Here is a 23,796-nt window from a genome sequence, read left to right as displayed (position 1 = left end):
CGCATCAACCCCACGAGATCGCGGCCAGGTCGTTCACCACGATCGGCATGCTCGGCCACAGGCCCTTCACTTCCTTGCGCGCGATGGTCGGGAACACCGCCTGGTAGAGGAAGCCGTTGACCGCGTCGGTCGCAAGCATGCGCTGTGCATCGGCCAGCAGGTCGGCGCGGCGCTTCTTGTTCTCTTCGTTCTGGATGGTGACGAACAAGTCGCGGAACTTCTTCGAGTCGTAGCCCCAGTAGTAGTCGGGCTCGGTGTACTTCACCAGGTCGAAGGGCTCCACGTGCGCGACCATGGTCAGGTCGAAGTCGTGCGCACCGCCGAAGGTGCCGCTGAGCCACTGGGCCCATTCCACGTTCTGGATCTTCACGTTGATGCCGATCTGCGCGAGCTGCGCGGCGATCACCTCGCCGCCCTGGCGGGCGTAGGAGGGCGGGGGCAGTTGCAGGCGCAGCTCGAGCGGCGTCTTCACGCCGGCTTCGGCCAGCAGCTTCTTCGCCTTCTCCACGTCGAAGGGGTTCATCGCGGTGGTGTCGATGAAGCCCGGCGCGCCCAGCGCGTAGTGGCTGCCGATGGGCCTGCCGAAGCCGTCGGCCGCGCCCTGGATGATCGCGTTGCGGTCGATGGCCGCCAGGATCGCGCGGCGCACGCGCACGTCGTCGAGCGGCTTCTTGCGGTTGTTGATGGTCAGGATCACCTTGCCGCGCGTGCCCACTTCGATCACCTGGAAGCGCGCGTTGCCCTTGAACTGGCTCACCGAGCGCGTGCCGGCGCGCGGGAAGATGTCGATGTCGTTCGACAGCAGCGCGGCGGTCTGCGCGGCCGTGTCCGACATGAAGCGGAAGACGAACTTCTCGGTCTTCGCGAGGTTCGGGTCGCGGTAGGTCGGCGACTTCACCAGCGTGCACGAGGCGCCGCGCTGCCATGCGCTCAGCTTGTAGGGGCCGGTGCCCACGGGAGCGGTGGCGTTGGTCTCGGCGCTCTTGGGCTCCACGATGCAGGCGGTCGACTGGCCGAGCATGAAGGGCAGGTCGGGGTTCGACAGCGTGCTGTTGACGCCCACCGTGTGCTCGTCGAGCACCACGGTGCCGATCTCGCTGAAGAAGCGCTTGTCCTTGTTCGTGCTCTTGGCGCCGCCCGCGCGGTCGAAGGAGAACTTCACCGTGTTCGCGTTGAAGGGCTGTCCGTTCTCGAAGCGCACGCCCTTGCGCAGCTTGAAGACGAAGGTCTTCATGTCGGGCGAGGACGACCAGCTCTCCGCCAGCATCGGCGTGACCGAGCCGTCGGCATTCACCTTGGTGAGCGTTTCGAAGATGTTGTACTGCGTGATCTCAGCGATGGCCGATGCGGCGCCGCTCGTCGGGTCCAGGCCCGGCGGTTCGAGCGGCATGCCGATCGTCAGCGTGTTCTTGCCGGCCTGAGCACGGGCCTGGGGCAGGAAGACACCCGGGATCGCCGCGGCCATGGCGGAAGTCATGAGTGTGCGTCGCTTCAACATTCGATAGTTCCTGGAGGTGAGTGTGGAAAAGGAAGGAAAGCCGCCCCGGCTAGCGGGAGGGCGTATGCAGGACGGCGGAAAGCAGGGTGCGCGTGTACTCGTGCTGCGCGTGCTCGAACAGGTCGGCTGGACGGCCGCGCTCCACGATGCGGCCCTTGAAGACCACGCAGACTTCGTCGCACAGGTGGTTGACCACCGCGAGGTCGTGGCTGATGAGCAGGTAGCTGATGCCGAACTGCTGCTGCAGGTCCTGCATGAGGTTGAGCACCTGGGCCTGCACCGACACGTCGAGCGCGCTGACGGGCTCGTCGGCCACGATGAGCTTGGGGCGCGTGATGAGCGCGCGCGCGATGGCGATGCGCTGGCGCTGGCCGCCGGAGAACTCGTGCGGGTACTTGTCGAGGTCGGTGGTGCGCAGGCCTACTGCGGCCAGGCTTTCCGAGGCGCGTTCGCGCTGCTCCGAGCGGCTGGTAGCGGCCAATGCCTCGAGCGGCTCGGCAACGATGCGCGCGACGGTCTGGCGCGGATCGAGAGAGCCGTAAGGGTCCTGGAACACCATCTGGAAGTCGCGCCGCGCCACGCGCAGTTCTTCCTTCGACAGTGCATGCAGGTCGCGGCCTTCGAGCGAGACGGTGCCCGAGGTGGGCGTATCGAGTGCCATCACGAGGCGCGCGATGGTCGATTTGCCCGAACCGGATTCGCCGACGATGCCCATGCTCTGGCCGGCCTGCACCTCGAAGCTCACGCCGTTGAGCGCCTTCACGGTCGGCGGCGGGCCGAAGAGCTTCTCGCGCGGTAGCGCGTAGTGGCGATAGAGGTTGTTCACGGCCAGCAACGGCTGGCGGGCGGTGGCTGACTGGCTCATGCGGCGGCGGCCCTGGCGTTCGATGCGGCGATCTCGCCCAGCCGCAGGCAGCGCACCGTGTGGTTGTTCGGCAGCAGCGTCTCACGCGGCTTCGTGCTCTGGCACAGGTCGATGGTGTGCGCGCAGCGGCCGGCGAATGCGCAGCCGCGGGGCATGTCGACCAGCTCCGGCACGCTGCCCCTGATGGTGGGCAGCCGGCCGGCGCGCACCGCGCCGAGGGCGGGGCGTGCCGCGAACAGGCCACGGGTGTAGGGATGGGCGCGACTGGCGAAGACGGCGTCGGTCGGTCCGCTTTCCACCGCGCTGCCGCCGTACATCACGAGCATGCGCTTCACGCTGCTGGCGATCACGCCGAGATCGTGCGAGATCAGGATCAGCGCCATGCCCATTTCCTTGACCAGGCCCTGGATCAGGTCGAGCACCTGCTTCTGGATGGTCACGTCGAGCGCGGTGGTCGGCTCGTCGGCGATCAGCAGGTCGGGGCCGCAGGCAAGCGCCATGGCGATGCCGATGCGCTGGCGCTGGCCGCCAGAGAACTGGTGCGGGTACGCATCGAGCCGCGAGGCCGCGTCGGGGATGCCCACGCGCTCGAGCAGGTTCAGCGCCTCCTTGCGGGCCTGTTCCTTGGTCAGGCCGCGATGCAGCCGCAGCGGCTCGCCCACCTGGCGCGCGATGGTGTGCACCGGGTTCAGGGCCGTCATCGGCTCCTGGAAGATCATGCCGATGCGGTTGCCGCGGATCTCGCACATCTGCTTTTCGGGAAGGCCGACCAGCTCCTGCCCGTCGAGCTTGATGCTGCCCGCGACCTTGGCGCTGGAGGGCAGCAGGCCCATCAGCGACATCACGGTGATCGACTTGCCGCAGCCGGATTCGCCGACGATGCCCAGCGTCTCGCCGCGTTCCAGCGAGAACGAGATGCCGCGCACGGCCTGCGCCGGCCCGCGCTGGGTCTGCAGGCCGATCTGGAGGTTGTTGACTTCGAGAAGAGGCATATCGCTTAGCGGGCGCGTGCGAGGCGCGGATCGAGCAAGTCGCGCAGGCCGTCGCCGAGCATGTTCAGGCCGAGCACCGCGAGCGCGATGGCCATGCCGGGGAAGACGGCCAGCAGCGGCTGCTGGAACATGAGGGTCTGCGCTTCACTGAGCATGCGGCCCCACGAAGGTTGCGGCGGCTGCGTGCCCAGGCCCAGGTAGGAGAGGGCGGCTTCAGCGAGGATGGCGATGGCGAAGCGGATGGTGATCTGCACGATCAGCACGGCCGAGATGTTCGGCAGTACGTGCTGCATGGTGATCGAGAAGCTGCCCTTGCCGCAGGCGCGCGCGGCGGCGACGTACTCGCGCGACCAGATCGCATTGGCCGACGCACGCGTGATGCGCGCGAAGGTCGGGATGTTGTAGATGCCGATGGCCACGATGGCATTCACGATGCCCGCGCCGAAGACGGCCGTCATCATGATGGCCGAGAGGATGGCGGGGAAGGCCAGCGTGAAGTCGGACAGCCGCATCACCGCTTCTTCGACCCAGCCGCGCTTGGCGGCCGCGAGCAAGCCCAGGGCAGTGCCGACCACGAGGCCGATGCCGACCGCGATCACGCCGACCAGGATGGATGCACGTGCACCGACGAGCAGCAGCGAGGCCACGTCGCGGCCGAAGGCATCGGTGCCGAGCCAGTGCGAGCCGGAGGGCGCCTGCAGCTTGTTCGCCATGTCCATGCCGTAGGGCGAGTAAGGCGTCCACAGATAGGACAGCAGCGCGGCCAGCACCAGCAGCGCGGCGAGCACGCCGCCGATGCAGAAGCTGCGGTGACGCAGCGCGCGGTGCCAGAAGCCGGGGGCTTTCAGTGCTACGCCGGTGGCGGCGGGCAGCGCGCCGGAGGTCGGATTGATGGCGCTCATATGTCGCTGGCCTTGATGCGCGGGTCGATGACGGCGTAGAGCACGTCGACCACGAAGTTCACGATGACCACCATGGCCGCCAGCAGCATCACGCAGTTGCGCACCACGATCAGGTCGCGGTTGCTGATGGCCTGGAAGATCAGCCGGCCCAGGCCGGGAAGATAGAACACGTTCTCCACCACGATCGTGCCTGCCAGCAGCTCGGAGAACTGCATGCCCATGACGGTGATGACCGGGATCATCGCGTTGCGCAGCACGTGCGTCCAAAGCACCATGCGCTGCGACACGCCCTTGGCGCGCGCCGTGCGCACGAAGTCCTCGCGCATCACCTCGAGCACGGCCGAGCGCGTGATGCGAGCGAGGATCGCCGCCTGCACCACGGCCAGCGAAAGGGCAGGCAGCAGCAGCGACTTGATCCCCGCGAAGATGCCTTCGCCCCAGCCCTCGAAGCCGCCGGCGGAGAACCACTGCAGCTGCACCGAGAACACCAGGATCAGCAGGATGGCGAACCAGAAGTTCGGGATGGCGATGCCGACCTGGGCCATGCCCATGAGGCCGACGTCGCCGAGCTTGTTGTGGCGGGCCGCGGCCGTGACACCGACCAGCAGTGCGATCACGACCGTGAAGGTCATGGCCAGCACGGCCAGGGGCACCGTCAAGGCGAGGCGTTCGAGGATGAGGTCGAGCACCGGCGAGCTGTAGGCGTAGCTGTCGCCGAGGTTGCCGGTGAGCAGGCCGCCGATCCAGTGCCAGTAGCGCGTCCAGGCGGGCTGGTCGAGGCCGAGCTTGGTGGCCAGGGCGGCGACGGCCTCGGGCGAGGCGTCGGGGCCCATGAGCATCTGCGCGGCGTTGCCGGGCAGGATCTCGAGCACGAGGAAGACGATGACCGAGGCGCCGATCAGGGTGCCGATCAGCGTCAGCGTGCGCTTCAGCAGGAACAGGCCCATCTCAGCCCCTCAGGTTGCTACAGGGGAGGCAGGGCGTCATGCTGCCGAGATGCATTCGGCGATCGCGCGGCCCACGTCCACCGTGTTGGCCGTGCCGCCCATGTCGCGGGTGCGCGGGCCTTCGCTCAGTACGGTCTCGATGGCCGAGAGCACGGCAGCCGAGGCTTGCGCGTAGACGGGGTCGTCACCGCCGAGGTGGTCCAGCATCAGCGCGGCCGACCAGATCTGGCCGATGGGGTTGGCGATGCCCTTGCCCGCGATGTCGGGCGCCGAGCCATGCACCGGCTCGAACAGCGACGGGAACTTGCGCTCGGGGTTGAGGTTGGCGCTGGGCGCGATGCCGATGGTGCCGGTGCAGGCCGGGCCCAGGTCGGACAGGATGTCGCCGAAGAGGTTGGAGGCCACGACCACGTCGAACCAGTCGGGGTGCTGCACGAAGTGCGCGCACAGGATGTCGATGTGGAACTTGTTCGTCGCCACGTCGGGGTAGCGCGTGGCGATCTCGGCCAGGCGCTCGTCCCAGTAGGGCATGGTGATCGAGATGCCGTTCGACTTGGTGGCGGCCGTCAGGCTCTTGCGCTTGCGGCGGTTGGCGAGCTGGAACGCGTAGTCGATGATGCGGTCCACGCCGGTGCGGGTGAACACCGCCTCCTGGATCGCCATCTCGCGCGGCGTGCCTTCGAACAGGCGGCCGCCCACGGAGGTGTATTCGCCCTCGGTGTTCTCGCGCACCACCAGGAAGTCGATGTCGCCGGGCTTGCGGTGCGCCAGCGGGCCGGGCACGCCGGGCATGAGGCGCACGGGGCGCAGGTTCACGTACTGGTCGAAGTCGCGGCGGATCTTGATGAGCAGACCCCACACGGCGATGTGGTCGGGCACCTTGTCGGGCGCGCCGACCGCACCGAAGTAGATCGCGTCGTGGCCCTGGATCTTGTCGGCCCAGTCGGCCGGCATCATCAGGCCGGTGCGCACGTAGTGGTCGGAGCCCCAGTCGAAGTGGTCGTAGGAGAAGTCGATGCCGAAACGGCGACCGACCGCGTCGAGCACGCGCAAACCTTCGGGCATGACTTCGACGCCGATGCCGTCTCCGGGAATGACGGCGATTCTGTGTTTTTTCTGCATTGACTCAACCTGTTCCAAGTTCGTTTCGTTCGGGGGCGCCCACGCTCGTGACGCGGGGCTCTCGAAAAATTCTAGAAGCGAGAAACGGGCCCGAAGAGGGGGTTCGCACCCAGTTTGCCTTGACAAAATCAGAAGGCGATGCGGAGGGGTTTCACTCTGGGGGTAGATCAATTCTTGTCACGAAGCTGACTTTGAGTTCTAAAAATTAGAAGACAAGGAGCCTGCGGGCGTCGATGTCCGAAGGCCCTTTCGCCCTCTTCATGAAGGCTTTCTGAAGCGGGCGGCCAAGCGGTGCCGGATACTCCGCGCGCTCGCGATGCGCTCCACCGGAGCCGCTCGCCCGGAGGCCCATGAATCCCTTGTCCGTTGCCGCGAAAGCGCTTGTGGGGCGCGTCAGACGATGGCTGCAGCCATCGCTCGTGCGGCGCCTGCTGCTGGCGCAGCTCGCGGTGGCCGGGCTCCTGTGGAGCGCGACGCTGGCGCTCTTCCTGTACGACTCCAACCACCTGCCGGACCTCGTGCGCTACGACAAGGTCTTCGACAGCATCATCGCGTGCGCGCAGAACCTCGCCTCCCACCCGGATCGCCAGCAGCAGACGTTGAAGGCCTTCGACATGGCGCTGCTGGAAACCTCGGGCGACTTCAGCTCCGAGCAAGACAAGGCGCCCGTGCTGCAGGTGTGGCAGATGGGGCGGCTCATCTACAACTCGTCGGCGACGGCGCCGGTCATGCACACGGCGGTGCCCGGCCGGGTGGAGAACGTGCGCGCCGGCGATCGCCTGTGGCGAGCGCGCACGATGACCTCGCCGCTGCTGGACACGCGCGTGCTGCTGGCCGAGCCGGACGTGCTGCGCCTGAACTTCACCATCGAGCACCGCAGCTACTACCTGCTGCCGCTGGCCATCAGCCTGCCCTTCGTCGTCTTCCCCGCGTGGCTCTCCGTGATGCTCGCGCTCAGGCCGTGGCGGCAGGTGACGAAGGAGACGTCCGAGCGCGGGCCGGCCGATCTTTCGCCGCTCACCTTCGAGCCGCCGCACAAGGAGCTGCAGCCGCTGGTGAGCAGCATCAACGGCCTGCTGCGCAGCGTGCGCGACCGGGCATCGCGCGAGCGCGGGCTGATCGCCGACGCGGCGAACGAACTGCGCACGCCGCTCGATGCGATGCGCGTGAACGTGGAGTCCCTGAAGGAGCAGACCGACGATCCGGGCCAGCGCGAGCTCATGGCTCACGTGCTGCGCAGCAACGACCGCGCCGCGCGGCTGGTGGGGCAGCTGCAGCAGCTGATGCGCAGCGACGAGATGCCGCAGGACGGCTTGCCGGCGACGCTTTCCTTCGATGCGCTGGTGCGGGAGCGCGTGCAGTTCGTAGAGGCGCTGGCCCGCGCGCGCGGCATCTCGCTGGATTTCGCTTCGGAGGAGGCCGCCGCGCTCCAGGTGCACGGCGAGCGCGAGAGCCTGATCTCGATGGTGAGCAACCTGGTGGAGAACGCCATCAAGTACAGCCCGGACGGCGGCGTCGTGAAGGTGCGCGTGGGGCGCGAATCGTCGGAGGTGGTGCTGCGCGTGACGGACCAGGGCCCGGGCATCCCGCCCGCGCTGCGGGAGCGTGTGTTCGACCGCTTCTTCCGCAATCCGGACCAGACGCAGTCGGGCAGCGGCCTTGGGCTGGCCATCGTCAGGTCGGTGCTGGAGAAGCACGGCGGCCGCATCGAGCTGGCCGACGGCGACGAGGGGCGCGGCCTGTGCGCCACCGTGCGGCTGCCGCTCTCGGCGGGCTGACGAGCTGGCTGACAAGCTGGCTGACAGGTGGTCGCATCCCCCTTAGGATGGCCCGATGCGAACACTCCAACTTCCTTCCGGCGGAGAGATGCCGGTACTGGGCCTCGGCACATGGCGAATGGGCGAGAACGCAAGCCATCGCGCGGCCGAGGTCAAGGCCGTGCGCGAAGCCATCGTGCTCGGCTATCGCCTCATCGACACCGCCGAGATGTACGGCGAGGGCGGCGCCGAGACCGTACTCGGCCAGGCCATCGGCGAAGCGCTGCGCGCGGGCGACGTTCGGCGCGAAGAGCTCTTCGTCGTCAGCAAGGTCTATCCGCACAACGCCAGCCGGCGCGGCACGCGCGATGCCTGCGAGCGCAGCCTCAAGCGGCTCGGACTCGACGTCATCGATCTCTACCTGCTCCACTGGCGCGGCAACCACCCGCTGCGCGAAACCGTGGCGGCGATGCACTCGCTGGTAGCGGACGGTCGCATCGGCCACTGGGGCGTGAGCAACTTCGACACCGACGACATGGAGGAACTGGTGCAGGCGACGGGCGACGGCCCGGTTTGCGCGGCCAACCAGGTGTACCTGTCGCTCGGCGAGCGCGGCCCCGAGTTCAGCCTGCTGCCGTGGCAGCGGGAGCGCGGCATGCCCCTGATGGCCTACAGCCCCATCGACCAGGGCGCGCTGGCCGAAGACGACGGGTTGGCCGATCTGGCCGCCCGGCTGGGCGTGACCGCCGCGCAGCTTGCGCTGGCCGTTGTGATCGCACGCCCCGGCGTGGCCGCAATTCCGAAGGCTGTGCGCAGCGCGCACCTGAAGGAGAACTTTGCCGCCGCCGCGCTGAAGCTCGATGCGGCGATCCTGGCCGAACTGGATCGCCTGCATCCGCCGCCGAAGCGCAAAACGCCGTTGGCGATGATCTGAAGATCGGATTTTTTCGTGGAACACCGCGGAACCGGCTTTGCCGGGCCGCAGGTGTTGCCCCCGGAAGGGGGTGGAGAAGCGAGACGAAGTGCGCGAAGCCTGGGGGGAGCTTGTTCAGTGCGCGTCCGCGTGCTTCGCAGCCGCGATGACCGCGCTCTCGTCGTGCTTCGCGCCGTTGAGGAACAGGTTCAGCAGCACCGCCGCGATCGACGCCAGCAGGATGCCCGACTCGATCAGCGAGTGGATGGCGTGCGGCATCCATTGCTTGAAGTTGGGTGCGATCAGCGGAATCATGCCGATGCCGATCGACACCGCGACGATCATCGCGTTGTGGCGGTTGTTCTTGAAGTCCACGCCCGAGAGGATGCGGATGCCGGTGGCGGCCACCATGCCGAACATCACCAGGCCCGCGCCGCCGAGCACCACGGTGGGCAGCGACTCGACCAGCGCGGCCATCTTGGGCAGCAGGCCCAGCACGATCAGGATGATGCCGCCGGCCACGCAGACATAGCGACTCTTGATGCCGGTGACGGCCACCAGGCCCACGTTCTGCGAGAAGCTGGTGTACGGGAAGGTGTTGAAGACGCCGCCGATGAGCGTGCCCAGGCCGTCGGTGCGCAGGCCGCGGGCCAGGTCCTTCTGGCTGATCTTGCGGTCGGTCATTTCGCCGAGCGCGAGGAACATGCCGGTCGATTCGATCATCACCACGATCATGATGAGGGTCATCGTGAGGATCAGGATGGGGTCGAACTGCGGCATGCCGAAGTGGAAGGGCAGCACGATGTCGACCCACGCGGCCTTGCCCACCTTCTCGTAGGTCATGAGCCCGGTGACGGAGGCGACGACGGCGCCGATCACGATGCCCAGCAGCACCGAGATGTTGGCGACGAAGCCCTTGGCGTACTTCACGATCAGCAGGATCGACACCAGCACCAGCGCGGCCACGCCGAAGCCCGAGAGATCCGCGTACTTGGGATTGGGCACCGTCGGCATGATCGCGAAACCCTTGGGCACGGCGGGAATGGAGCTGCCGGGCGAGGTCACCTCGGCGAGCCACTTCGCATACACCGGGTCGACCAGCGCGGGAGCGGTCGGGCCCACGGGGTTGCCGAAGATCCAGTTGATGCCCACGCGCATCAGGCTGATGCCGATGACCGCGATGATGGTGCCGGTGACCACCGGCGGAAAGAAGCGCAGCATGCGGCTGACAAGCGGCGCGATGAGTATCGACACCACGCCCGCGCCGATGATCGCGCCGAAGAGAAGCTGCGCGCCGTTCTGGCCGGGGTTGGCGTTGGCGATGGCGACCATCGGTGCGACGGAGGCGAAGGTCACGCCCATCATCACCGGCAGCTTGATGCCGAAGAACTGCGTGGCGCCCAGCGCCTGGATCAGCGTGGCGATGCCGCAGCAGAACAGGTCGGCCGAGATCAGCAGCGCGACCTCGTCGGGGCTGAGCTTGAGCGCGCGCCCGACGATCAGCGGCACCGCGACGGCGCCTGCATACATCACCAGCACGTGCTGCAGGCCGAGGGCCGCGAGCTTGCCCGTGGGCAGCCGCTGGTCCACGGGATGGACTGTTGAGAGGGAGTTGTCGGCCGTCATCGTGTGTCTCCTGCTGCGGCGAGAGAGAGATTGATCGAGGCGAGGCGGGCGACACGGCTCGGCATGCGCACACCCCTGTTTGTGTACGCCAAACTGTATACAACTTATGCAACAATTCGGACTCAGGAAAACCCGAATCCGGTGCAGGGCCTAGGTGGCGACGGGATAGGGCCCTTCGTCGAAGGTTTCCGCGTGGTAGCCTTTGCTGCCCACGTCGCGCGCGAGCTGGCTGCGGAAGTCGCTGCCGTCGCGCAGGCTGCGCAGCATGTGCGCGAAGTCGTGGCGCGGTTGCCATCCGAGATCGCGCCGCGCGAGCTCGTTCACGTAGACGCGATCCAGCCGGGCGGGCAGCGTCCAGCCCCGCTTCGCATAGAGCTCTTCGGCCTCGGGGAACAGGCGGCGCAGCACGGCTGGCGCGCTCTCGCGCAGCATCGGCAGGTCGTCGCGCGTGAAAGGCGTGGTGGCCGACACGATGTAGCGGCCGAAGCCGATGCGCGGCGCGCGCCTGGCTGCCAGAAGATGCGCTTCGACCACGTCCTCGATGTCCGCGCGGCGGTGCAGCAGCTCGTTGGCCTGCGCGTTGTCCAGCGAATGGAGGCTGCGCGCAGTGGCATCGTCGTCTTCTTCCGGAAAGAAGCGCGAGGTCTTCAGCACCACCACGGGCAGGCGCTGCCTGCGGTGGAACAGCTCGCACAGGCTCTCCGCCGATGTCTTCGTCACGCCGTAGATGTTCTTGGGAACGGGCACCACGTCCTCGGTGATCCATGCGGCCGGCATGCCCTCGGCGGGCGTGAGCGCGGAGCCGAAGGTGCTGGTCGTGCTCGTGAAGACGAAGGATTCGACTCCAGCCGCCACCGCCTCCTCGAGCAGCGCCAGCGTGCCCGTGATGTTGGTGTCGACGAACTCCTGCAGGCTGTGCGTCGCCACGTGCGGCTTGTGCAGCGTGGCCGCGTGGATGACGGTGCGCACGCCCTTCATGCACTCGCGCACGAAGGCGCGGTCCGCGATGGTGCCGGTGCGGTCGGTGAATTCGGAAGGAACGATGTCTATGCCGCGGGCGTCTTGCGAGGTGGCGCGAAGCGTACGCATCAGGGCCTCGCCGAGGTGGCCGGCGCTACCGGTGATCAGGATGGTCATGGCCGCAAGACTATCGCCCGTGCATGGGGCCGTCCACGCATAAGTTATGCGTTGTGCGTTGTGCGTCAGGCGTTATGCGCGGGGGCGAGCCTCGCGCACGGTGAGGCCGGATGCGGCCAGCTTCGCATCGTGCTTGGCGATGGCCGCTTCGCCGGCCACGTCCTCCGCGTGATCGAACATGCCCGGCGCGATGTGCACCGCGCCGATGGAAAGCGTGGCGCAGGGCGTGAAGCGGACCACGCCGTGCCGGTCCTCGCCTTCGACGCCACCGGCCTGGCGCGCCGCTTCGTCGTAGAGCTCGAGCGCCTGGCGGTTGAAGTCCGCGATCAGCTCCGTGCATCGCTGCAGCCAGTCGGGGCTCTGGAACATCACCAGGAAGTCGTCGCCGCCGATGTGGCCGACGAAGTCGCGATGAGGGTCCGCGTGTCGCATCGCGAGGCGCGCGAGCAGCAGGATCATCTCGTCGCCGCGCCAGTAGCCGTAGTGGTCGTTGAAGACCTTGAAGTTGTTCAGGTCGGCATAGCAGGCGACGAAGTCGACGCCGCTGGCGAGCAGGCGCGCGACGTGGATGTTGATGGGGATGTTCCCGGGCAGAAAGGTGAGCGGGTTCGCGTGCCGCGCGGCCTCGATGCGCGCCTCGGTCACGGCGCGCACGAGCTGGTCGCCGGTGCCCAGCCCCACGTAGCGCTTCTTCTCGGTCACGATGAAGCCTTCGCTCAGGTAGCGCTGGTCTTCCGACATCAGGATGCCGAGCAGGTTCTCGACGTTGTCCTCGCGCTCCACGATGCGCGGGGTGGTGCCGCTGTAGGACATGCAGGGCCGGCGGCCGTGCACCTCGCGGAAGTACAGCCGCGCGTAGTCGTTCATGAACGACTGCCGGTTGATGAGCGCCACCGGACGCCCCTGGTCGACCACGGCCAGCGCGTGCAGGTCGGGGTGCTTCTGGAAGATGTTGGAGACCTCGTCGATCGGCGTCATCGGGTGCAGCGCCGGTGCCTGTATGACGGAAAGGCTGCGCAGCACGTCGGGCTGCGAAGGCTGCGATGCATGCGGCATCACCGCGATGCGGGTGTCCCGGATGACGGCCGCCGCGGGCTCGGGCAGCGTGGGCTGCAGCGCCGGCGCGGGGCGGCCGAACAGGTAGCCCTGGCCGTAGGCGATGCCCAGGTCGCGCAGCACGCGGAGGTCCTGGGCGTCTTCCACGCCTTCGGCCACGAGCTGGGTGCCCAGCGCGATGCCCAGGCCGACGATGGCGCGCACCAGTTCCACGCTCAGCGGGCTGCTTGCGACGCCTTGGGTCAGCAGCTTGTCGATCTTGACGAAGTCGGGCCGCAGGTCCTTCCAGCGCCGCAGGTTCGAGTGGCCCTCGCCGAAGTCGTCGAGCGCCAAGCGGGCTCCCAGAGCATGCAGCGCGTTGACCGCCTGCCGCAGCGCCTCGGCATCGCCGGCCGCGCGCTGCTCGGTGAGCTCCACCGTCACGTCGCGGGCCGCGATGCCGTGCTGCGCGAGCATGCGCTCGAAGGGACATGCGCCGTTCGCGAATCCCATGGCGGCGATCAATGCGTCGGCGCTCATGTTCACGAAGAGCCTGCCCGGCTTGGCCAGCCGGCCCCAGTGAGCCAGGATGACCTCGACGCAGTGCAGCTCGAACCCGGTCAGCCGCGATTCGGCGGCGGCCAGCGCGAACAGCGCCTGGGGGCTGTGGAGCGCGGTGCCCGCCGCGCCCCGGATGAGGGCCTCGTGGCCGAGGACCGTTCCCTGGCGCAGGTCCACGATGGGCTGGAAGAACGGAGAGATCGCCGGATGCGGGGTGGGGACGGCGCTGGGCCTGATTTGCCGGGACATGCTGTGAAGGTGGTGCGTCGGCCGCGCCCGCGGGAAAAGGCGGGCGCGTAGTCCATTCGGCCTACAGCATGACGCGCTTGTGTGACAGCAAGCAGCATCGGCCCTCATGGGGCCGTGGGATCAGGCGATCGTGGTGACGATGCGCCCCGCGCTCCCGTCGGCCAGCGCGATGCGCTCCCAGAGCACGCGCCCGGGCAGGATCGGGACGATCCGGTCGGCGTTGGCCCCGGTCGCGACTTCGAGCGACGAGAGCTCGCCCGCGTGCCAGCCCAGTCGATCGAGGGTGGCCTCGGCCTCGAGGATCTCGCGGGAGGCATAGCCGATCAGCGACCGGCCCATGAATTCGCTGGCGTCGGCGCGCCATTCGGCCTGGCGCGACGGCGAGGCCGCCAGCAGCCGGTGCGTGCGGTCGCAGACCAGGTGCACCTTGCGCGCGGACGATTCGACCAGCCGCTTCAGCGCGGCGTCCTGCGCCGAATCGCACGCCGCCGCGAGCAGCCGGTGCGCCATGGCCTGCTGCGCCGGGGAAAGCGCGAGCTGGCCGCGCTCCCAGCGCGACACCGTCGCCTGGTTCACGCCCATCAGCTGCGCGAAGTGCGTCTGCTTGATGCCGCGCAGCAGCCGCATCTGGCGCAGCGCGAGGCCGAGGTTCTTGCGCATGGCCGCCTGCTCCTTCGCTGTCAGGCCAGCAGCGCCTTGACCAGGTCGAGCTGGCGGTCGGGCTTGTCGGTGCCGAGCTCGAGGCTGGCCTCGATGCGCTCCAGGTGGTCGATCATGCTCGTCACGGCGGCTTCGACGTCGCCCTTGCGGCACAGGCGCAGGAAATCGGAGTGCTCGTCCGACGAGCAATGCGGGTCGTTCGACGAGTGGTACAGCATGGCGATCAGCGAGCTGCGCGCCACCAGTTCGCGCACCAGCTCGGCCAGCGTGCGGTTGCCCGTGGCCTCGGCCAGCGCCACGTGGAAGTCGCCAAGCAGCTTCTCGCGCACCGTGCCGGTGGTGGTGGTCTGGCGCAGCGCGGCGCGCTCGAACTTGATGTGCTGCTCCAGCACCTGGTAGTCGCGCGGCCGGGCGGAGGCGATGAAAAGGCGCACCACCTCGCTCTCGAGGATGCGGCGCACGGCGAACACTTCGCGGGCCTCTTCCACCGAGGGCTGGCTCACGAAGGCGCCCTTGTCGGGAATCATCTCGATGAGCTTGTCCTTCGACAGCATCAGCAGCGCGGCGCGTACCTTGGTGCGGCTTACCGAATAGACCCGGCCCAGCGCCTCTTCGCGCAGCCAGGTGCCGGGCGGCAGGCGCTTCTCGACGATCGCGGTGGCGATGTCGTTGGCGATGCTCTCTATGGAACTGTTCTTGTCGGTCGCGGCCGTGCCGTTCTCGTCCGGAACGGCGGCGGCAGCAGGGGAAGCGGAGGGTTTGGAACTGGCGCGGGGCATGCGCGGATTGTGGCCTACCGCTCGAGGGTGAAACCCTCGAGGGCGCCAATGATGGGCTTGGGCAGGGGCTTTGCCAGCTCACCGCGCTTGCTGGTGCGCAGTTTCAGGGTAACGAGCGACTCGATGAGCTTGGTACCTGCGGCCACGCCGTCGATCACGGGCACGCCCAGCACGCCCTCGATGTGCTCGCACAGGTCGGTCATGCCGGCGCAGCCGAGCACGATGCAGTCGGTGCCGTCTTCTTCCAGCGCGCGGCGGCACTCTTCGACGATGCGCTCGCGCGCCCGCGAGCCGGGCTCCTCCAGCTCGAGCACTGGCAGCTCGCAGGCGCGCACGTTGGCGCAGAAGCGTTCCATGCCGTAGATCTCGGCCAGGTGCCAGGCCTGCCCGATGGTGCGGCCCAGCGTGGTCACCACGCTGAAGCGGCTGCCGATCATGCTGGCCAGGTGCATCGCCGCTTCGGCGATGCCCACCACGGGGCCGCGTGCCAGTTCGCGCGCGGCCTTCAGGCCCGGGTCGCCGAAGCAGGCGATCACGTAGCCGTCGACGCCTTCGCGCTCGCCCGCCGCGATCTCCTGCAGCAGGCCCGGAACGGCGAGGGCCTCGTCGTAGTGGCTCTCGATGGAGACCGGCCCCATGGCCGGGCTCACGGCGACGATCTCGGTGCCGGCGTGCGCCACCGCGCGGGCGCATGCACCGATCTTCTCGGTCATGCTCCAGGTGGTGTTGGGATTGATGATCTTGATGCGCACGGCGCGGTCCCTTTCTTTCTCTCTAGAAGTTCAAGTCTTGTCGTTGCGGTTCAGCACGGCGTAGATGATGAAGCCCAGGCCCATGCCGATGAACCACGCGTAGTTGGCGGCGCCGCGCAGCGTCGGCACCATCACGCACAGGATCGGCACGATGGCCGCCGGCACCAGCGCCTGGATCGCCTTCGGGTTGTAGCCGCCGCTGTACCAGTATTCGCCCTTGGGGCTCATGCTGTAGAGCGCGTCCACGTCGATGCGCTGCTTGCGCACGATGTAGTAGTCGGCAATGAGGATGCCGAACAGCGGCCCGATGAACGAGCCCAGCACGTCGAGCGTGTAGTGGATGACTTCGGGGCTGTTGTAGAGGTTCCACGGCGTGAGGAACACCGAGCCCACCGCGGCGATCATGCCGCCCGTGCGCCAGCTGATGTGCTGCGGCGCCACGTTGGAGAAGTCGAAGGCCGGCGAGACGAAGTTGGCGACGATGTTGATGCCGATGGTGGCGATCATGAAGGTCAGCGCGCCCAGCATGACGGCGGTGGTGCTGTCGATCTTGCCCACGGTATGCACCGGGTCGGTGATGAGTTCGCCGAACACGGGCAGCGTGGCGGCGGTGGTGATGACCGTCAGCAGCGAGAAGAACACGAAGTTCACCGGCAGGCCCCAGAAGTTGCCCTTCTTCACCGCGTCGAAGCTCTTGCCGTAGCGCGAGAAGTCGCCGAAGTTGAGCATCGGGCCGCTGAAGTAGCTCACCACCAGCGCGATGGCCGAGAGCATCACCGGCAGCGCGTCCCAGCCCTGGAACTTGATGCCGCCCAGGTTCAGGTCGATCTTGCTCCAGCCGGCCTTCCACACCAGCCAGCCGCAAAGGATGGCCATGACCACGTACACCGCCGGGCCGGCCCAGTCGATGAACTTGCGGATGGCGTCCATGCCGTGCCAGAACACGAAGGCCTGCAGCACCCACATGACCATGAACGCGACCCAGCCGAGGGCGGACAGGCCCGCGAAGCCGTACTTCGAGACCTCGGCATACGGCGCCAGTCCCGGTGCCATGTGCAGCGCCAGCACCATGAAGGCGGCCGAAGCGAGGTAGGTCTGCACGCCGTACCAGGCCACCGCGATCAGCCCGCGGATGATGGCCGGGATGTTCGCGCCCAGCACGCCGAAGGGCGCGCGGCACACCACGGGGTAGGGCACGCCCGTCACCTGGCTGGGCTTGGCCACGAGGTTGCAGAAGATCTGCACGATCACGATGCCCACCAGCAGCGACACCAGCACCTGCCAGCTCGAAAGGCCCAGCGCGAACAGGCTGCCGGCCGTGATGTAGCCGCCCACGCTGTGCACGTCCGACATCCAGAAGGCAAAGATGTTGTATTGGCCCCAGGTCTGCTTCTTCAGCGGAGCGAGGTCTTCATTGGTCAGGCGCGGGTGGTAGCCGGGCTTGATGAGGGCGTTCGATTCCGCGTGCGGCGCAATGCCGGCTTCGCTTGCCCCGGCGGGGGCGTGGCTGACGACTGTGCTCATGGTCTTTCCTCTTTCGAGTGGAGTTGGATTTGGACTCTTTTTTGACGCAAATTTCGCGCCGGACTTTCGGATGCGTTATTTGTATACAAAAATTGATCTCAATCAAGGCCATTCGAGGAATCATATATCCGTAGATTCCCTGTTGCGTCGCGCATTCGCGCGGGTGAAACGCCGGTCTATTTCCAGGCGCCCAGGCGCAAACCGGCCCCAGTCCCGGAGGGCTTGCACAGCCTTGGGTACAGGCTGTGCACCTTTTTGGGGTCGGGATAGCTGCCCGTGGCCAGGGCGGCCGCGAGGGGACGGCGCTCAGCGTTCAGTAGAGGCTGTAGTGGTAGTCGTAGCTGCGCAGCCGCAGCCCGGGCTTGCGCGGTTCGTCGAAGTGAAGCTGCAGCAGGTTGCGCGGGTGGGCGGTGTCCACCAGCAGATGGTCCGCGGATCCGGGCGAGGCCGCCGACAGAGGAAGGCGCTTGAATATGCTGGTCAGGGCTGCCTCGGCATCCCGTGGCTTGTAGTCGTCGTCCAGCAGCAGCGCGGGCTCGGCGATGTGCCCCTGGTGGAGCCAGTACCAGACGCCTTCATTCGGCGTCGCGGGCCGGGCGCCGGGGTTGCCTTCGTCTCCCGCGGTGTTGGGCGGCTCCTGCGGAACGACGCCCTCGGGGTCCCATGCAAGGGCGCCCAGGCCATCGCCGATCTCCACGAAGACGACCACGCTGCGCCGGTAGCGTGCAAGGACGGAGGGAGGCAGCAGGGCGTCCAGCGCGTGGTCGCCGCCGCTGAGGGTATGTCCACCCAGGCTCGACAGCAGATCGATGGGTGTCTGCAGGCCGTGGGGAGGCAGGAGGTAGGAATTTTCGATCCCGATGCCTGCGCCGCACAGCACTTCGCGCACCGGTGCGGGCAGCCGGACGTTCAGGCGCGTTTCCGATTCGACAAGGGCTGCTTCCGCGCCGATGCCGTCGGGCAAGCGCGGATCGCCCACGTCGATCAGCCGGGACTGCTTGCCGAAGGCCCGGATCCGGTCGGGCAGGGGCAGGCTCCTGTCGTAGAGCGGATGGGACACGGAAGCCATGTCGTACACGGTCCAGCGCTTCCTGAACGAGGTGGCTTGTCCTTGCGCGTCGATGTGCGATCCGCGCAGCTCGATCCGCTTGAGCCCGATGGGCAGATCGAAGACCACCGCGGGCAGCCTCTTCAATCCGGGGCTCGCGGCCTTGTGCTCCAGCCGGGCTACGACCTTGCCGTCGATCAGCACGTCGGCGTTCACCTGTTCGCCAGCGGCGAGCCAGGGGTGGATGCCGGCCTTGCCGCTGCCCGTTTCTCGCGGCATCGCCTGTGCGGGAGCGCTCCTGCTGAAGAGCCTCGACAGCCCTGCCCACAGCCCGGCCATCGGTGATGGCGTTTGCTGGCGGTCGTGGTCGGCAGGAGATGGTGGCGTCTCGGGCATCTTCGATATGGGCTCGGGGATTCGATGCCCCGAAGTGTCGCCTGACGGATTCATCGAAATCCGTGGAGCTCACGAGAAAAATATATCGCTTTCGATAATGAGAGACGCTGCCTAGAGTCGCATCCATCCCCTTGAACCGATGGAAAGTCATGAGCAGCACGAACACAAGCACCCGCATCCCGTTCCACCTCGCGTTCCCCGTGCGCGACATCGCCGAGGCACGTGCCTTCTACGGCGGCCTGCTGGGATGTCCCGAAGGCCGCAGCGCCCCCGAGTGGGTCGACTTCGATTTCTACGGCCACCAGATCGTGGCGCACCTTGCGCCCGAGGAGTGCGGCCATCGCCAGAGCAGCCCGGTCGATGGCCACGACGTGCCGGTGCGGCACTTCGGCGCCATCGTTCCCATGGAGCAATGGCAGGCCATGGCCGACAAGCTGGTGGCGCGCGGCACCGAGTTCGTCATCGAGCCGTACATCCGCTTCAAGGGCGAGCCGGGCGAACAGGCGACGATGTTCTTCCTCGACCCTTCGGGCAACGCCATCGAGATGAAGTCCTTCGCCGACCTGAGCTCGCTTTTCGCCCGCTGAGCGAGGGGGCAATGACCCACGGGCTCAAGGGCCCATGGGCCGCGGGGACGCTGGCGCCGGTTGCGTATGCGCCCTTAAGATGCGCACGCCCGCCGCGGTCGCCGACCGCGCGTTGACGCAACACAGCCGCGCCCATGCTCGAACTTCTTACCGATCCCCAGGTCTGGATTGCCTTCGCCACCCTGACCGCGCTGGAACTGGTCCTCGGGATCGACAACATCATCTTCATCTCGATCCTGGTCGACAAGCTGCCGCTGGCACAGCGGGAGTTCGCGCGGCGCATCGGCCTGTTCATGGCCATGTTCATGCGCATCGGCCTGCTGCTGGTGCTTGCCTGGATCGTCGGCCTGGTGACGCCGCTCTTCACCGTGTTCAGCCAGGAGATCTCGGGCCGCGACCTGATCCTCATCCTGGGCGGCCTGTTCCTCATCTGGAAGAGCACGAGCGAAGTCCACCAGTCGCTGGAAGGCGAGCACGAGCAGAAGCAGAGCGCCGCCAAGGCGACCTTCGCGTCGGTGATCCTGCAGATCATGATCATCGACCTGGTGTTCTCGCTCGACTCGATCATCACGGCCGTGGGCATGGTGGACGACGTGCGCGTCATGATCGCGGCGGTGATCGCCTCGGTGCTGCTGATGATGCTGTTCGCCGGCCCTATCGGCCGCTTCGTCTCCGCCCATCCCACCATCAAGATGCTGGCGCTTTCCTTCCTGGTGGTCGTGGGCGTCGTGCTCGTCGCCGAGGGTTTCGACAATCACGTGCCCAAGGGCTACGTGTACTTCGCGATGGCCTTCTCGCTGACCGTGGAAATGCTCAACATCCGCATGCGCAAGAAGGCCGCCCGGCGCGTGGAGCTGAACCCGCCCCGCATCCCGGGCGACTGAGACCGAGTCCGGGGCGAACTGCGGGCAAGCCTATGGCGAGCGGCGGCGCTTCCCGGGCGCCGTTGCGGCCACCTTTGCGGCCGTCTTTGCGGCCGCATCGCTCAGGCATCGGGCGAAGTGCGCCACCATGGGCGGGCTGGCCCTGGGCTTGCGCTGCAGCAGGCCGATCTCGCGGTGGAAGGTGAACTCGCCAAGCGGCACGACGCGCACGCCTTCCGGCAACGGGAGATGCGCTTCGACCATCGGCACCAGCGCCACGCCGAGGCCGCGCGAAGCCATGTGGATCAGCCCGGGAATCTCGTCGACCTCGATCGCGTCGTTGACCGAAAGACCCTCGCGGCGCAGGAACGCCTCGACCATGCGCCCCCCGAAAGAAGCCCTGTCGTAGCGAAGAAAGGGCTGTTCCTGGATCAGCGTGCGCCAGTCCCTGGTGGCGGGCAGGGACCTGGGCACTGCCAGCACGAAGGGCTCGTGCACCAGCGGCTGCCAGGTCAGGTCCGCGGGCATCCCGAAGGGCGGGCGGATGATCACGGCCGCATCTATCTTGCCGGCGTCCAGGTCGTCCATCAGGCGCATCGAGACACCGGGCGACACGTGCACGCGCACGAGCGGAAATGATTTGCGCATCTGCTCGAGCGCGCGCGCCAGCAGCGTGGGCTGCGCCGAGGCGATCGAGCCGACGCGCAGGAGGCCCTGCGCAGCGTCGCCTTGGGGAAGCTCGCCGAGGCTGGCGAAGAGGGCGCAGATCTCTTCGGCGCGCGGCAGCGTCGTCTGCCCTGCGACGTTCAGCGTGGCCGAGCGGCCGGTGCGGTCGAAGAGCTCGAAGCCCAGTGCCTCCTCGAGGCGCTTCATCTGGCTGCTCACCGCGGACTGCGTGAGACCGATGCGGTCGCCGGCGGCAGCGAAGGTGCCGAGCTTGCACACCGCGATGAAGGTCTTGAGTTCGTTGATCATCCGGGAAGCATCGCAAACATCGATGCCATGGTCAAACGAGCTTCACCAAATTCGATGAATGTCGGCCGGCGGAAGGGCATGGGCTATTCTTCGCACCCTCCAAAGCTGGTGCTCGCCTCGACCCGACCGATGCCTTCAATCAAGTTCCGCTCGCGGCTCTCGCTGGCCTTCGCGGCGCTCGTCGCGCTGGTCTGCGTGCAGGCCGTGTTCATCTATCTCGGCTCCCAGCGCGTCAACTTCTACGCCCAGCACAGCCGGCTGGCGAGCGACATCCAGTCCGACCTGCTGGAGCTTTCCGCCAACAAGCAGCGGTTGCGGGTCTGGGCCTCGCTGCGGTTGATGAACGGCGACGCACCCATAGAGGCTCGCGACCGCTGGCTGGCCGGCATGCGTTCCAGCGCGGCCAGCCTGCGGGAGCTGACGCAGCGCGACCTGGCCTGGTGGACCACTGTGAATTCGATACGCGGCACGCCGGTGCCCGAAGCCGTGACCCATCTGGCATCGAGTATCGACCTGCTCGACGCCAACATCGCCGAGGTGCAGGCCCGCCTGCTGCAGCTCGCGCCGCTGGAGCCGGGCGCGGAGTTTTCTTCGGTGTGGCAGCAGATCAACCAGGTGTTCGACGTGACGCGCGGTCGCGACCTGCGCGAGCTCGTCAACGGCGCGATCGAACGCCAGAAGCAGGCGGTGCCGGCCGCGCGCCTGGCCACCGAAAGCGCGCTGGAAGTGCTGCGCCTGCAGGCCATCGGCCTTGCCGTGCTGACGCTGGTCGCCGCCGTGCTGCTCGCCATTCGCCTGAACCGGCGGCTGCAGGCGCCCATTGCCGGCCTGCTGACCGGCACGCAAGCCCTGCAGGCGGGCCGCATGGACCATCGCATGCCGGTCGGCTCGGGCGACGAGTTCGGACAGGTGGCGGAGCATTTCAACGCCATGGCCGCCGAACTGCAGCAGCGCAGGAGCGATGCGGAAGCCGCCCGGCACAAGCTGGAAGAAGCAGTGACTGCGCGCACGGCAGAGCTGCAGACCGCCCACGTGACGCTGCAGAACATCGACCAGCGCCGCCGCCAGCTCTTTGCCGACCTGAGCCACGAGTTGCGCACGCCGGCCACAGCCATCCGCGGCGAGGCCGAGATCGCGCTGCGCGGCGTCGACAAGCCGCTGGCCGAATACAAGCTGACGCTCTCGCGCATCGTCGGCGGCGTGGAGCAGCTCGCACGTGTGATCGACGACCTGATGCTGATCGCACGCGCCGAGGCCGACCAGCTCGTCATGCGAAAGGGCCGGGTCGACCTCGGCCTGCTGGTGGGCGACGCCGCCGAGCAGGCCGAGGCGCTGGGTGCCCTGCACGGCGTCGGTGTGCGCCTCGACACCCCGCAGGACGCGCAGCCGGGCGTGCTGCACGTCCATGCCGATGCCGACCGGCTGCGCCAGGCGCTGGTCATCGTGCTCGACAACGCCGTGCGCTACTCGCATTCTGGCGGCGAGGTCAGCCTCGGCTGCCGTGAACTCGACGACGGATGCGTGGAGATCGCGGTGCGCGACAAGGGCATCGGCATCGACGCCGGCGAGCTGCCCACGGTGTTCCAGCGCTTCAAGCGCGGTCAGCGAGCGCGGGCGCACCGGGTGGAGGGCACCGGTATCGGCTTGTCGATCGCGCAGGCCATCGTCGCGGCGCACGGGGGCCGCATCGACATCGACAGCGAACCGTCGGTCGGCACCGCGGTTCGCATCCGGCTGCCCCGTGGCGATGGTGCCGCTCTTGCTGAAACGCCGGAGGTCGCATGAACAACATCCTCGTGGTCGAAGACGATCCGCGCGTGGCCGACTTCCTGCAGCGCGGCCTGCGTGCCGAAGGCTACGGCGTGCAGCTGGCCCGCACCGGCACCGAAGGCCTGGCGATGGCGCGCGGCGGCGAGCCGGCGCTGCTCATCCTCGATCTGATGCTGCCCGGCCTCAGCGGCCTGGAGCTGTGCCAGACGATGCGCGCCGAGGGCCACCACGTGCCGGTGCTGATGCTCACGGCGATGAGCTCGCTGGAAGACAAGGTCAACGGGCTGCGGCTCGGGGCGGACGACTATCTCACCAAGCCCTTCGCATTCGAGGAGCTGCTGGCACGCATCGAGGCGCTGCTGCGACGCGGACGCGAGCAGCGCGTGAAGGCCACCAGCCTGCAGGTGGCCGACCTGGTGCTGGACCGCGAGCGCATGCAGGTCACGCGGGCCGGGCAGCCGATCGCGCTGACGGCGAAGGAGCTGGCTTTTCTGGAGCTGCTGATGAGCGCGCCCGGACGCGTCTACAGCCGCGAACGCATCCTCTCGAACGTGTGGGGCACCAACGAGGACCCGCTGACCAACGTGGTCGACGTCTACGTGCGGCGCCTGCGGGCCAAGATCGACGAGGGCCATCCGCTCGCACTGCTCAAGACCGTGCGCGGCTTCGGCTACCGGCTCGACGCGCAGGAGGACTGAACGCCGCGGCCCTGCCTGGGGCGGCGTTCATCCGTTGTTCATCTGCGCTTCAACTCGCGTTCATCGCTGCGCACGGGTGTTGTTCATCCTTGCGCCGGAGACTGGATTCCTGCCTCGCGAATGCGGTGCAGCACCGGCGG

Annotated in this window: 21 protein-coding genes; 6 read left to right on the top strand and 15 right to left on the bottom strand. The window is 67.6% G+C overall.

All coding sequences use genetic code 11. The annotated features are described in order from the left end of the window. Window positions 1-4: 4 nt before the first annotated feature. From ABL840_RS29675 to ABL840_RS29650, 6 genes are read right to left on the bottom strand one after another with little or no spacing between them, the layout of a single operon-like run. Window positions 5-1,498: an ABC transporter substrate-binding protein gene (locus ABL840_RS29675; protein WP_093308066.1), complete on the bottom strand. Its 1,494-nt coding sequence runs from the start codon at window positions 1,496-1,498 to the stop codon at window positions 5-7. Between the two features lie 49 nt (window positions 1,499-1,547). Then, window positions 1,548-2,363 carry an ATP-binding cassette domain-containing protein gene (locus tag ABL840_RS29670; protein WP_093308068.1) on the bottom strand — a complete coding sequence of 272 codons (816 nt, stop codon included), beginning with the start codon at window positions 2,361-2,363 and terminating at the stop codon, window positions 1,548-1,550. Then, a complete protein-coding gene (locus ABL840_RS29665; protein WP_093308070.1) occupies window positions 2,360-3,355 on the bottom strand; it encodes an ABC transporter ATP-binding protein in 996 nt (331 codons plus the stop codon). Before ABL840_RS29665 ends, ABL840_RS29670 begins: the two co-directional genes overlap by 4 nt. Before the next feature lie 5 nt (window positions 3,356-3,360). After that, window positions 3,361-4,257, bottom strand: a complete 897-nt coding sequence (locus ABL840_RS29660) for an ABC transporter permease (protein ID WP_093197286.1) — start codon at window positions 4,255-4,257, stop codon at window positions 3,361-3,363. After that, window positions 4,254-5,204: an ABC transporter permease gene (locus ABL840_RS29655; protein WP_418116053.1), complete on the bottom strand. Its 951-nt coding sequence runs from the start codon at window positions 5,202-5,204 to the stop codon at window positions 4,254-4,256. The genes ABL840_RS29660 and ABL840_RS29655 overlap by 4 nt, the downstream gene beginning before the upstream one ends. A gap of 36 nt (window positions 5,205-5,240) precedes the next feature. Further along, a complete protein-coding gene (locus tag ABL840_RS29650; RefSeq protein ID WP_093305574.1) occupies window positions 5,241-6,326 on the bottom strand; it encodes a tartrate dehydrogenase in 1,086 nt (361 codons plus the stop codon). A gap of 350 nt (window positions 6,327-6,676) precedes the next feature. On the opposite strand from ABL840_RS29650, the gene ABL840_RS29645 reads away from it, so the two are divergent. Both ABL840_RS29645 and ABL840_RS29640 read left to right on the top strand, forming a co-directional pair. Next, a complete protein-coding gene (locus ABL840_RS29645; RefSeq protein ID WP_093305572.1) occupies window positions 6,677-8,104 on the top strand; it encodes a sensor histidine kinase in 1,428 nt (475 codons plus the stop codon). Between the two features lie 55 nt (window positions 8,105-8,159). Beyond that, window positions 8,160-9,017 (top strand): aldo/keto reductase, encoded by an 858-nt coding sequence (locus tag ABL840_RS29640; RefSeq protein WP_093305570.1) that lies wholly within the window; start codon window positions 8,160-8,162, stop codon window positions 9,015-9,017. A 114-nt stretch (window positions 9,018-9,131) separates the two neighbouring features. On the opposite strand, the gene ABL840_RS29635 is transcribed toward ABL840_RS29640, so the two are convergent. The 8 genes from ABL840_RS29635 to ABL840_RS29600 form a co-directional block, all read right to left on the bottom strand. Beyond that, a complete protein-coding gene (locus ABL840_RS29635) occupies window positions 9,132-10,622 on the bottom strand; it encodes a nucleobase:cation symporter-2 family protein (RefSeq protein ID WP_093305568.1) in 1,491 nt (496 codons plus the stop codon). A 150-nt stretch (window positions 10,623-10,772) separates the two neighbouring features. Further along, window positions 10,773-11,759, bottom strand: a complete 987-nt coding sequence (locus ABL840_RS29630) for an NAD-dependent epimerase/dehydratase family protein (protein WP_093305566.1) — start codon at window positions 11,757-11,759, stop codon at window positions 10,773-10,775. A 72-nt stretch (window positions 11,760-11,831) separates the two neighbouring features. Beyond that, window positions 11,832-13,604, bottom strand: coding sequence for an EAL domain-containing protein (locus ABL840_RS29625; RefSeq protein WP_093305564.1), 1,773 nt, complete (start codon window positions 13,602-13,604; stop codon window positions 11,832-11,834). A gap of 120 nt (window positions 13,605-13,724) precedes the next feature. Continuing rightward, window positions 13,725-14,264: a helix-turn-helix transcriptional regulator gene (locus ABL840_RS29620; RefSeq protein WP_093305562.1), complete on the bottom strand. Its 540-nt coding sequence runs from the start codon at window positions 14,262-14,264 to the stop codon at window positions 13,725-13,727. A gap of 20 nt (window positions 14,265-14,284) precedes the next feature. Next, window positions 14,285-15,043 carry a GntR family transcriptional regulator gene (locus tag ABL840_RS29615; protein WP_093199700.1) on the bottom strand — a complete coding sequence of 253 codons (759 nt, stop codon included), beginning with the start codon at window positions 15,041-15,043 and terminating at the stop codon, window positions 14,285-14,287. A gap of 14 nt (window positions 15,044-15,057) precedes the next feature. Further along, complete coding sequence (locus tag ABL840_RS29610; protein WP_093305560.1) at window positions 15,058-15,795, bottom strand: aspartate/glutamate racemase family protein; 738 nt, start codon at window positions 15,793-15,795, stop codon at window positions 15,058-15,060. A 30-nt stretch (window positions 15,796-15,825) separates the two neighbouring features. Next, window positions 15,826-17,319 carry an NCS1 family nucleobase:cation symporter-1 gene (locus tag ABL840_RS29605; protein WP_093305558.1) on the bottom strand — a complete coding sequence of 498 codons (1,494 nt, stop codon included), beginning with the start codon at window positions 17,317-17,319 and terminating at the stop codon, window positions 15,826-15,828. Between the two features lie 313 nt (window positions 17,320-17,632). Beyond that, window positions 17,633-18,817 (bottom strand): hypothetical protein, encoded by a 1,185-nt coding sequence (locus tag ABL840_RS29600; RefSeq protein WP_418116052.1) that lies wholly within the window; start codon window positions 18,815-18,817, stop codon window positions 17,633-17,635. Between the two features lie 155 nt (window positions 18,818-18,972). Between ABL840_RS29600 and ABL840_RS29595 the strand changes: the two genes are divergently transcribed. Together ABL840_RS29595 and ABL840_RS29590 are read left to right on the top strand one after the other, a co-directional pair. After that, window positions 18,973-19,350, top strand: a complete 378-nt coding sequence (locus ABL840_RS29595) for a VOC family protein (RefSeq protein WP_418116381.1) — start codon at window positions 18,973-18,975, stop codon at window positions 19,348-19,350. A gap of 134 nt (window positions 19,351-19,484) precedes the next feature. Continuing rightward, window positions 19,485-20,234 (top strand): TerC family protein, encoded by a 750-nt coding sequence (locus tag ABL840_RS29590; protein WP_093199713.1) that lies wholly within the window; start codon window positions 19,485-19,487, stop codon window positions 20,232-20,234. Window positions 20,235-20,264: 30 nt separating this feature from the next. Here ABL840_RS29590 and ABL840_RS29585 read toward each other — a convergent pair whose 3' ends face one another. Beyond that, entirely contained in the window at window positions 20,265-21,188 is a 924-nt protein-coding gene (locus tag ABL840_RS29585) for a LysR family transcriptional regulator (RefSeq protein WP_093305553.1), read from the bottom strand. Window positions 21,189-21,317: 129 nt separating this feature from the next. On the opposite strand from ABL840_RS29585, the gene ABL840_RS29580 reads away from it, so the two are divergent. Both ABL840_RS29580 and ABL840_RS29575 read left to right on the top strand, forming a co-directional pair. Beyond that, a complete protein-coding gene (locus tag ABL840_RS29580) occupies window positions 21,318-22,973 on the top strand; it encodes a sensor histidine kinase (RefSeq protein WP_093305614.1) in 1,656 nt (551 codons plus the stop codon). Next, the gene (locus ABL840_RS29575) at window positions 22,970-23,656 is read left to right on the top strand and encodes a response regulator transcription factor (protein ID WP_093199718.1); all 687 of its coding nucleotides are present in this window, start codon (window positions 22,970-22,972) and stop codon (window positions 23,654-23,656) included. The genes ABL840_RS29580 and ABL840_RS29575 overlap by 4 nt, the downstream gene beginning before the upstream one ends. The last annotated feature ends 140 nt before the right edge of the window (window positions 23,657-23,796 follow it).

Source organism: Variovorax sp. NFACC27, assembly GCF_048301545.1.
In the GTDB taxonomy this organism is placed as follows: Bacteria; Pseudomonadota; Gammaproteobacteria; order Burkholderiales; family Burkholderiaceae_C; genus Variovorax; species Variovorax gossypii.
This window is presented reverse-complemented; position numbering and strand designations above follow the sequence as displayed.

Excerpts from the sequence above, each read along its gene's own strand:
- ABL840_RS29675 (WP_093308066.1), bottom strand. The coding sequence starts at position 1,498 with ATGTTGAAGCGACGCACACTCATGACTTCCGCCATGGCCGCGGCGATC.
- ABL840_RS29670 (WP_093308068.1), bottom strand. The coding sequence starts at position 2,363 with ATGAGCCAGTCAGCCACCGCCCGCCAGCCGTTGCTGGCCGTGAACAAC.
- ABL840_RS29665 (WP_093308070.1), bottom strand. The coding sequence starts at position 3,355 with ATGCCTCTTCTCGAAGTCAACAACCTCCAGATCGGCCTGCAGACCCAG.
- ABL840_RS29660 (WP_093197286.1), bottom strand. The coding sequence starts at position 4,257 with ATGAGCGCCATCAATCCGACCTCCGGCGCGCTGCCCGCCGCCACCGGC.
- ABL840_RS29655 (WP_418116053.1), bottom strand. The coding sequence starts at position 5,204 with ATGGGCCTGTTCCTGCTGAAGCGCACGCTGACGCTGATCGGCACCCTG.
- ABL840_RS29650 (WP_093305574.1), bottom strand. The coding sequence starts at position 6,326 with ATGCAGAAAAAACACAGAATCGCCGTCATTCCCGGAGACGGCATCGGC.
- ABL840_RS29645 (WP_093305572.1), top strand. The coding sequence starts at position 6,677 with ATGAATCCCTTGTCCGTTGCCGCGAAAGCGCTTGTGGGGCGCGTCAGA.
- ABL840_RS29640 (WP_093305570.1), top strand. The coding sequence starts at position 8,160 with ATGCGAACACTCCAACTTCCTTCCGGCGGAGAGATGCCGGTACTGGGC.
- ABL840_RS29635 (WP_093305568.1), bottom strand. The coding sequence starts at position 10,622 with ATGACGGCCGACAACTCCCTCTCAACAGTCCATCCCGTGGACCAGCGG.
- ABL840_RS29630 (WP_093305566.1), bottom strand. The coding sequence starts at position 11,759 with ATGACCATCCTGATCACCGGTAGCGCCGGCCACCTCGGCGAGGCCCTG.
- ABL840_RS29625 (WP_093305564.1), bottom strand. The coding sequence starts at position 13,604 with ATGTCCCGGCAAATCAGGCCCAGCGCCGTCCCCACCCCGCATCCGGCG.
- ABL840_RS29620 (WP_093305562.1), bottom strand. The coding sequence starts at position 14,264 with ATGCGCAAGAACCTCGGCCTCGCGCTGCGCCAGATGCGGCTGCTGCGC.
- ABL840_RS29615 (WP_093199700.1), bottom strand. The coding sequence starts at position 15,043 with ATGCCCCGCGCCAGTTCCAAACCCTCCGCTTCCCCTGCTGCCGCCGCC.
- ABL840_RS29605 (WP_093305558.1), bottom strand. The coding sequence starts at position 17,319 with ATGAGCACAGTCGTCAGCCACGCCCCCGCCGGGGCAAGCGAAGCCGGC.
- ABL840_RS29600 (WP_418116052.1), bottom strand. The coding sequence starts at position 18,817 with ATGAATCCGTCAGGCGACACTTCGGGGCATCGAATCCCCGAGCCCATA.
- ABL840_RS29590 (WP_093199713.1), top strand. The coding sequence starts at position 19,485 with ATGCTCGAACTTCTTACCGATCCCCAGGTCTGGATTGCCTTCGCCACC.
- ABL840_RS29585 (WP_093305553.1), bottom strand. The coding sequence starts at position 21,188 with ATGATCAACGAACTCAAGACCTTCATCGCGGTGTGCAAGCTCGGCACC.
- ABL840_RS29580 (WP_093305614.1), top strand. The coding sequence starts at position 21,318 with ATGCCTTCAATCAAGTTCCGCTCGCGGCTCTCGCTGGCCTTCGCGGCG.
- ABL840_RS29575 (WP_093199718.1), top strand. The coding sequence starts at position 22,970 with ATGAACAACATCCTCGTGGTCGAAGACGATCCGCGCGTGGCCGACTTC.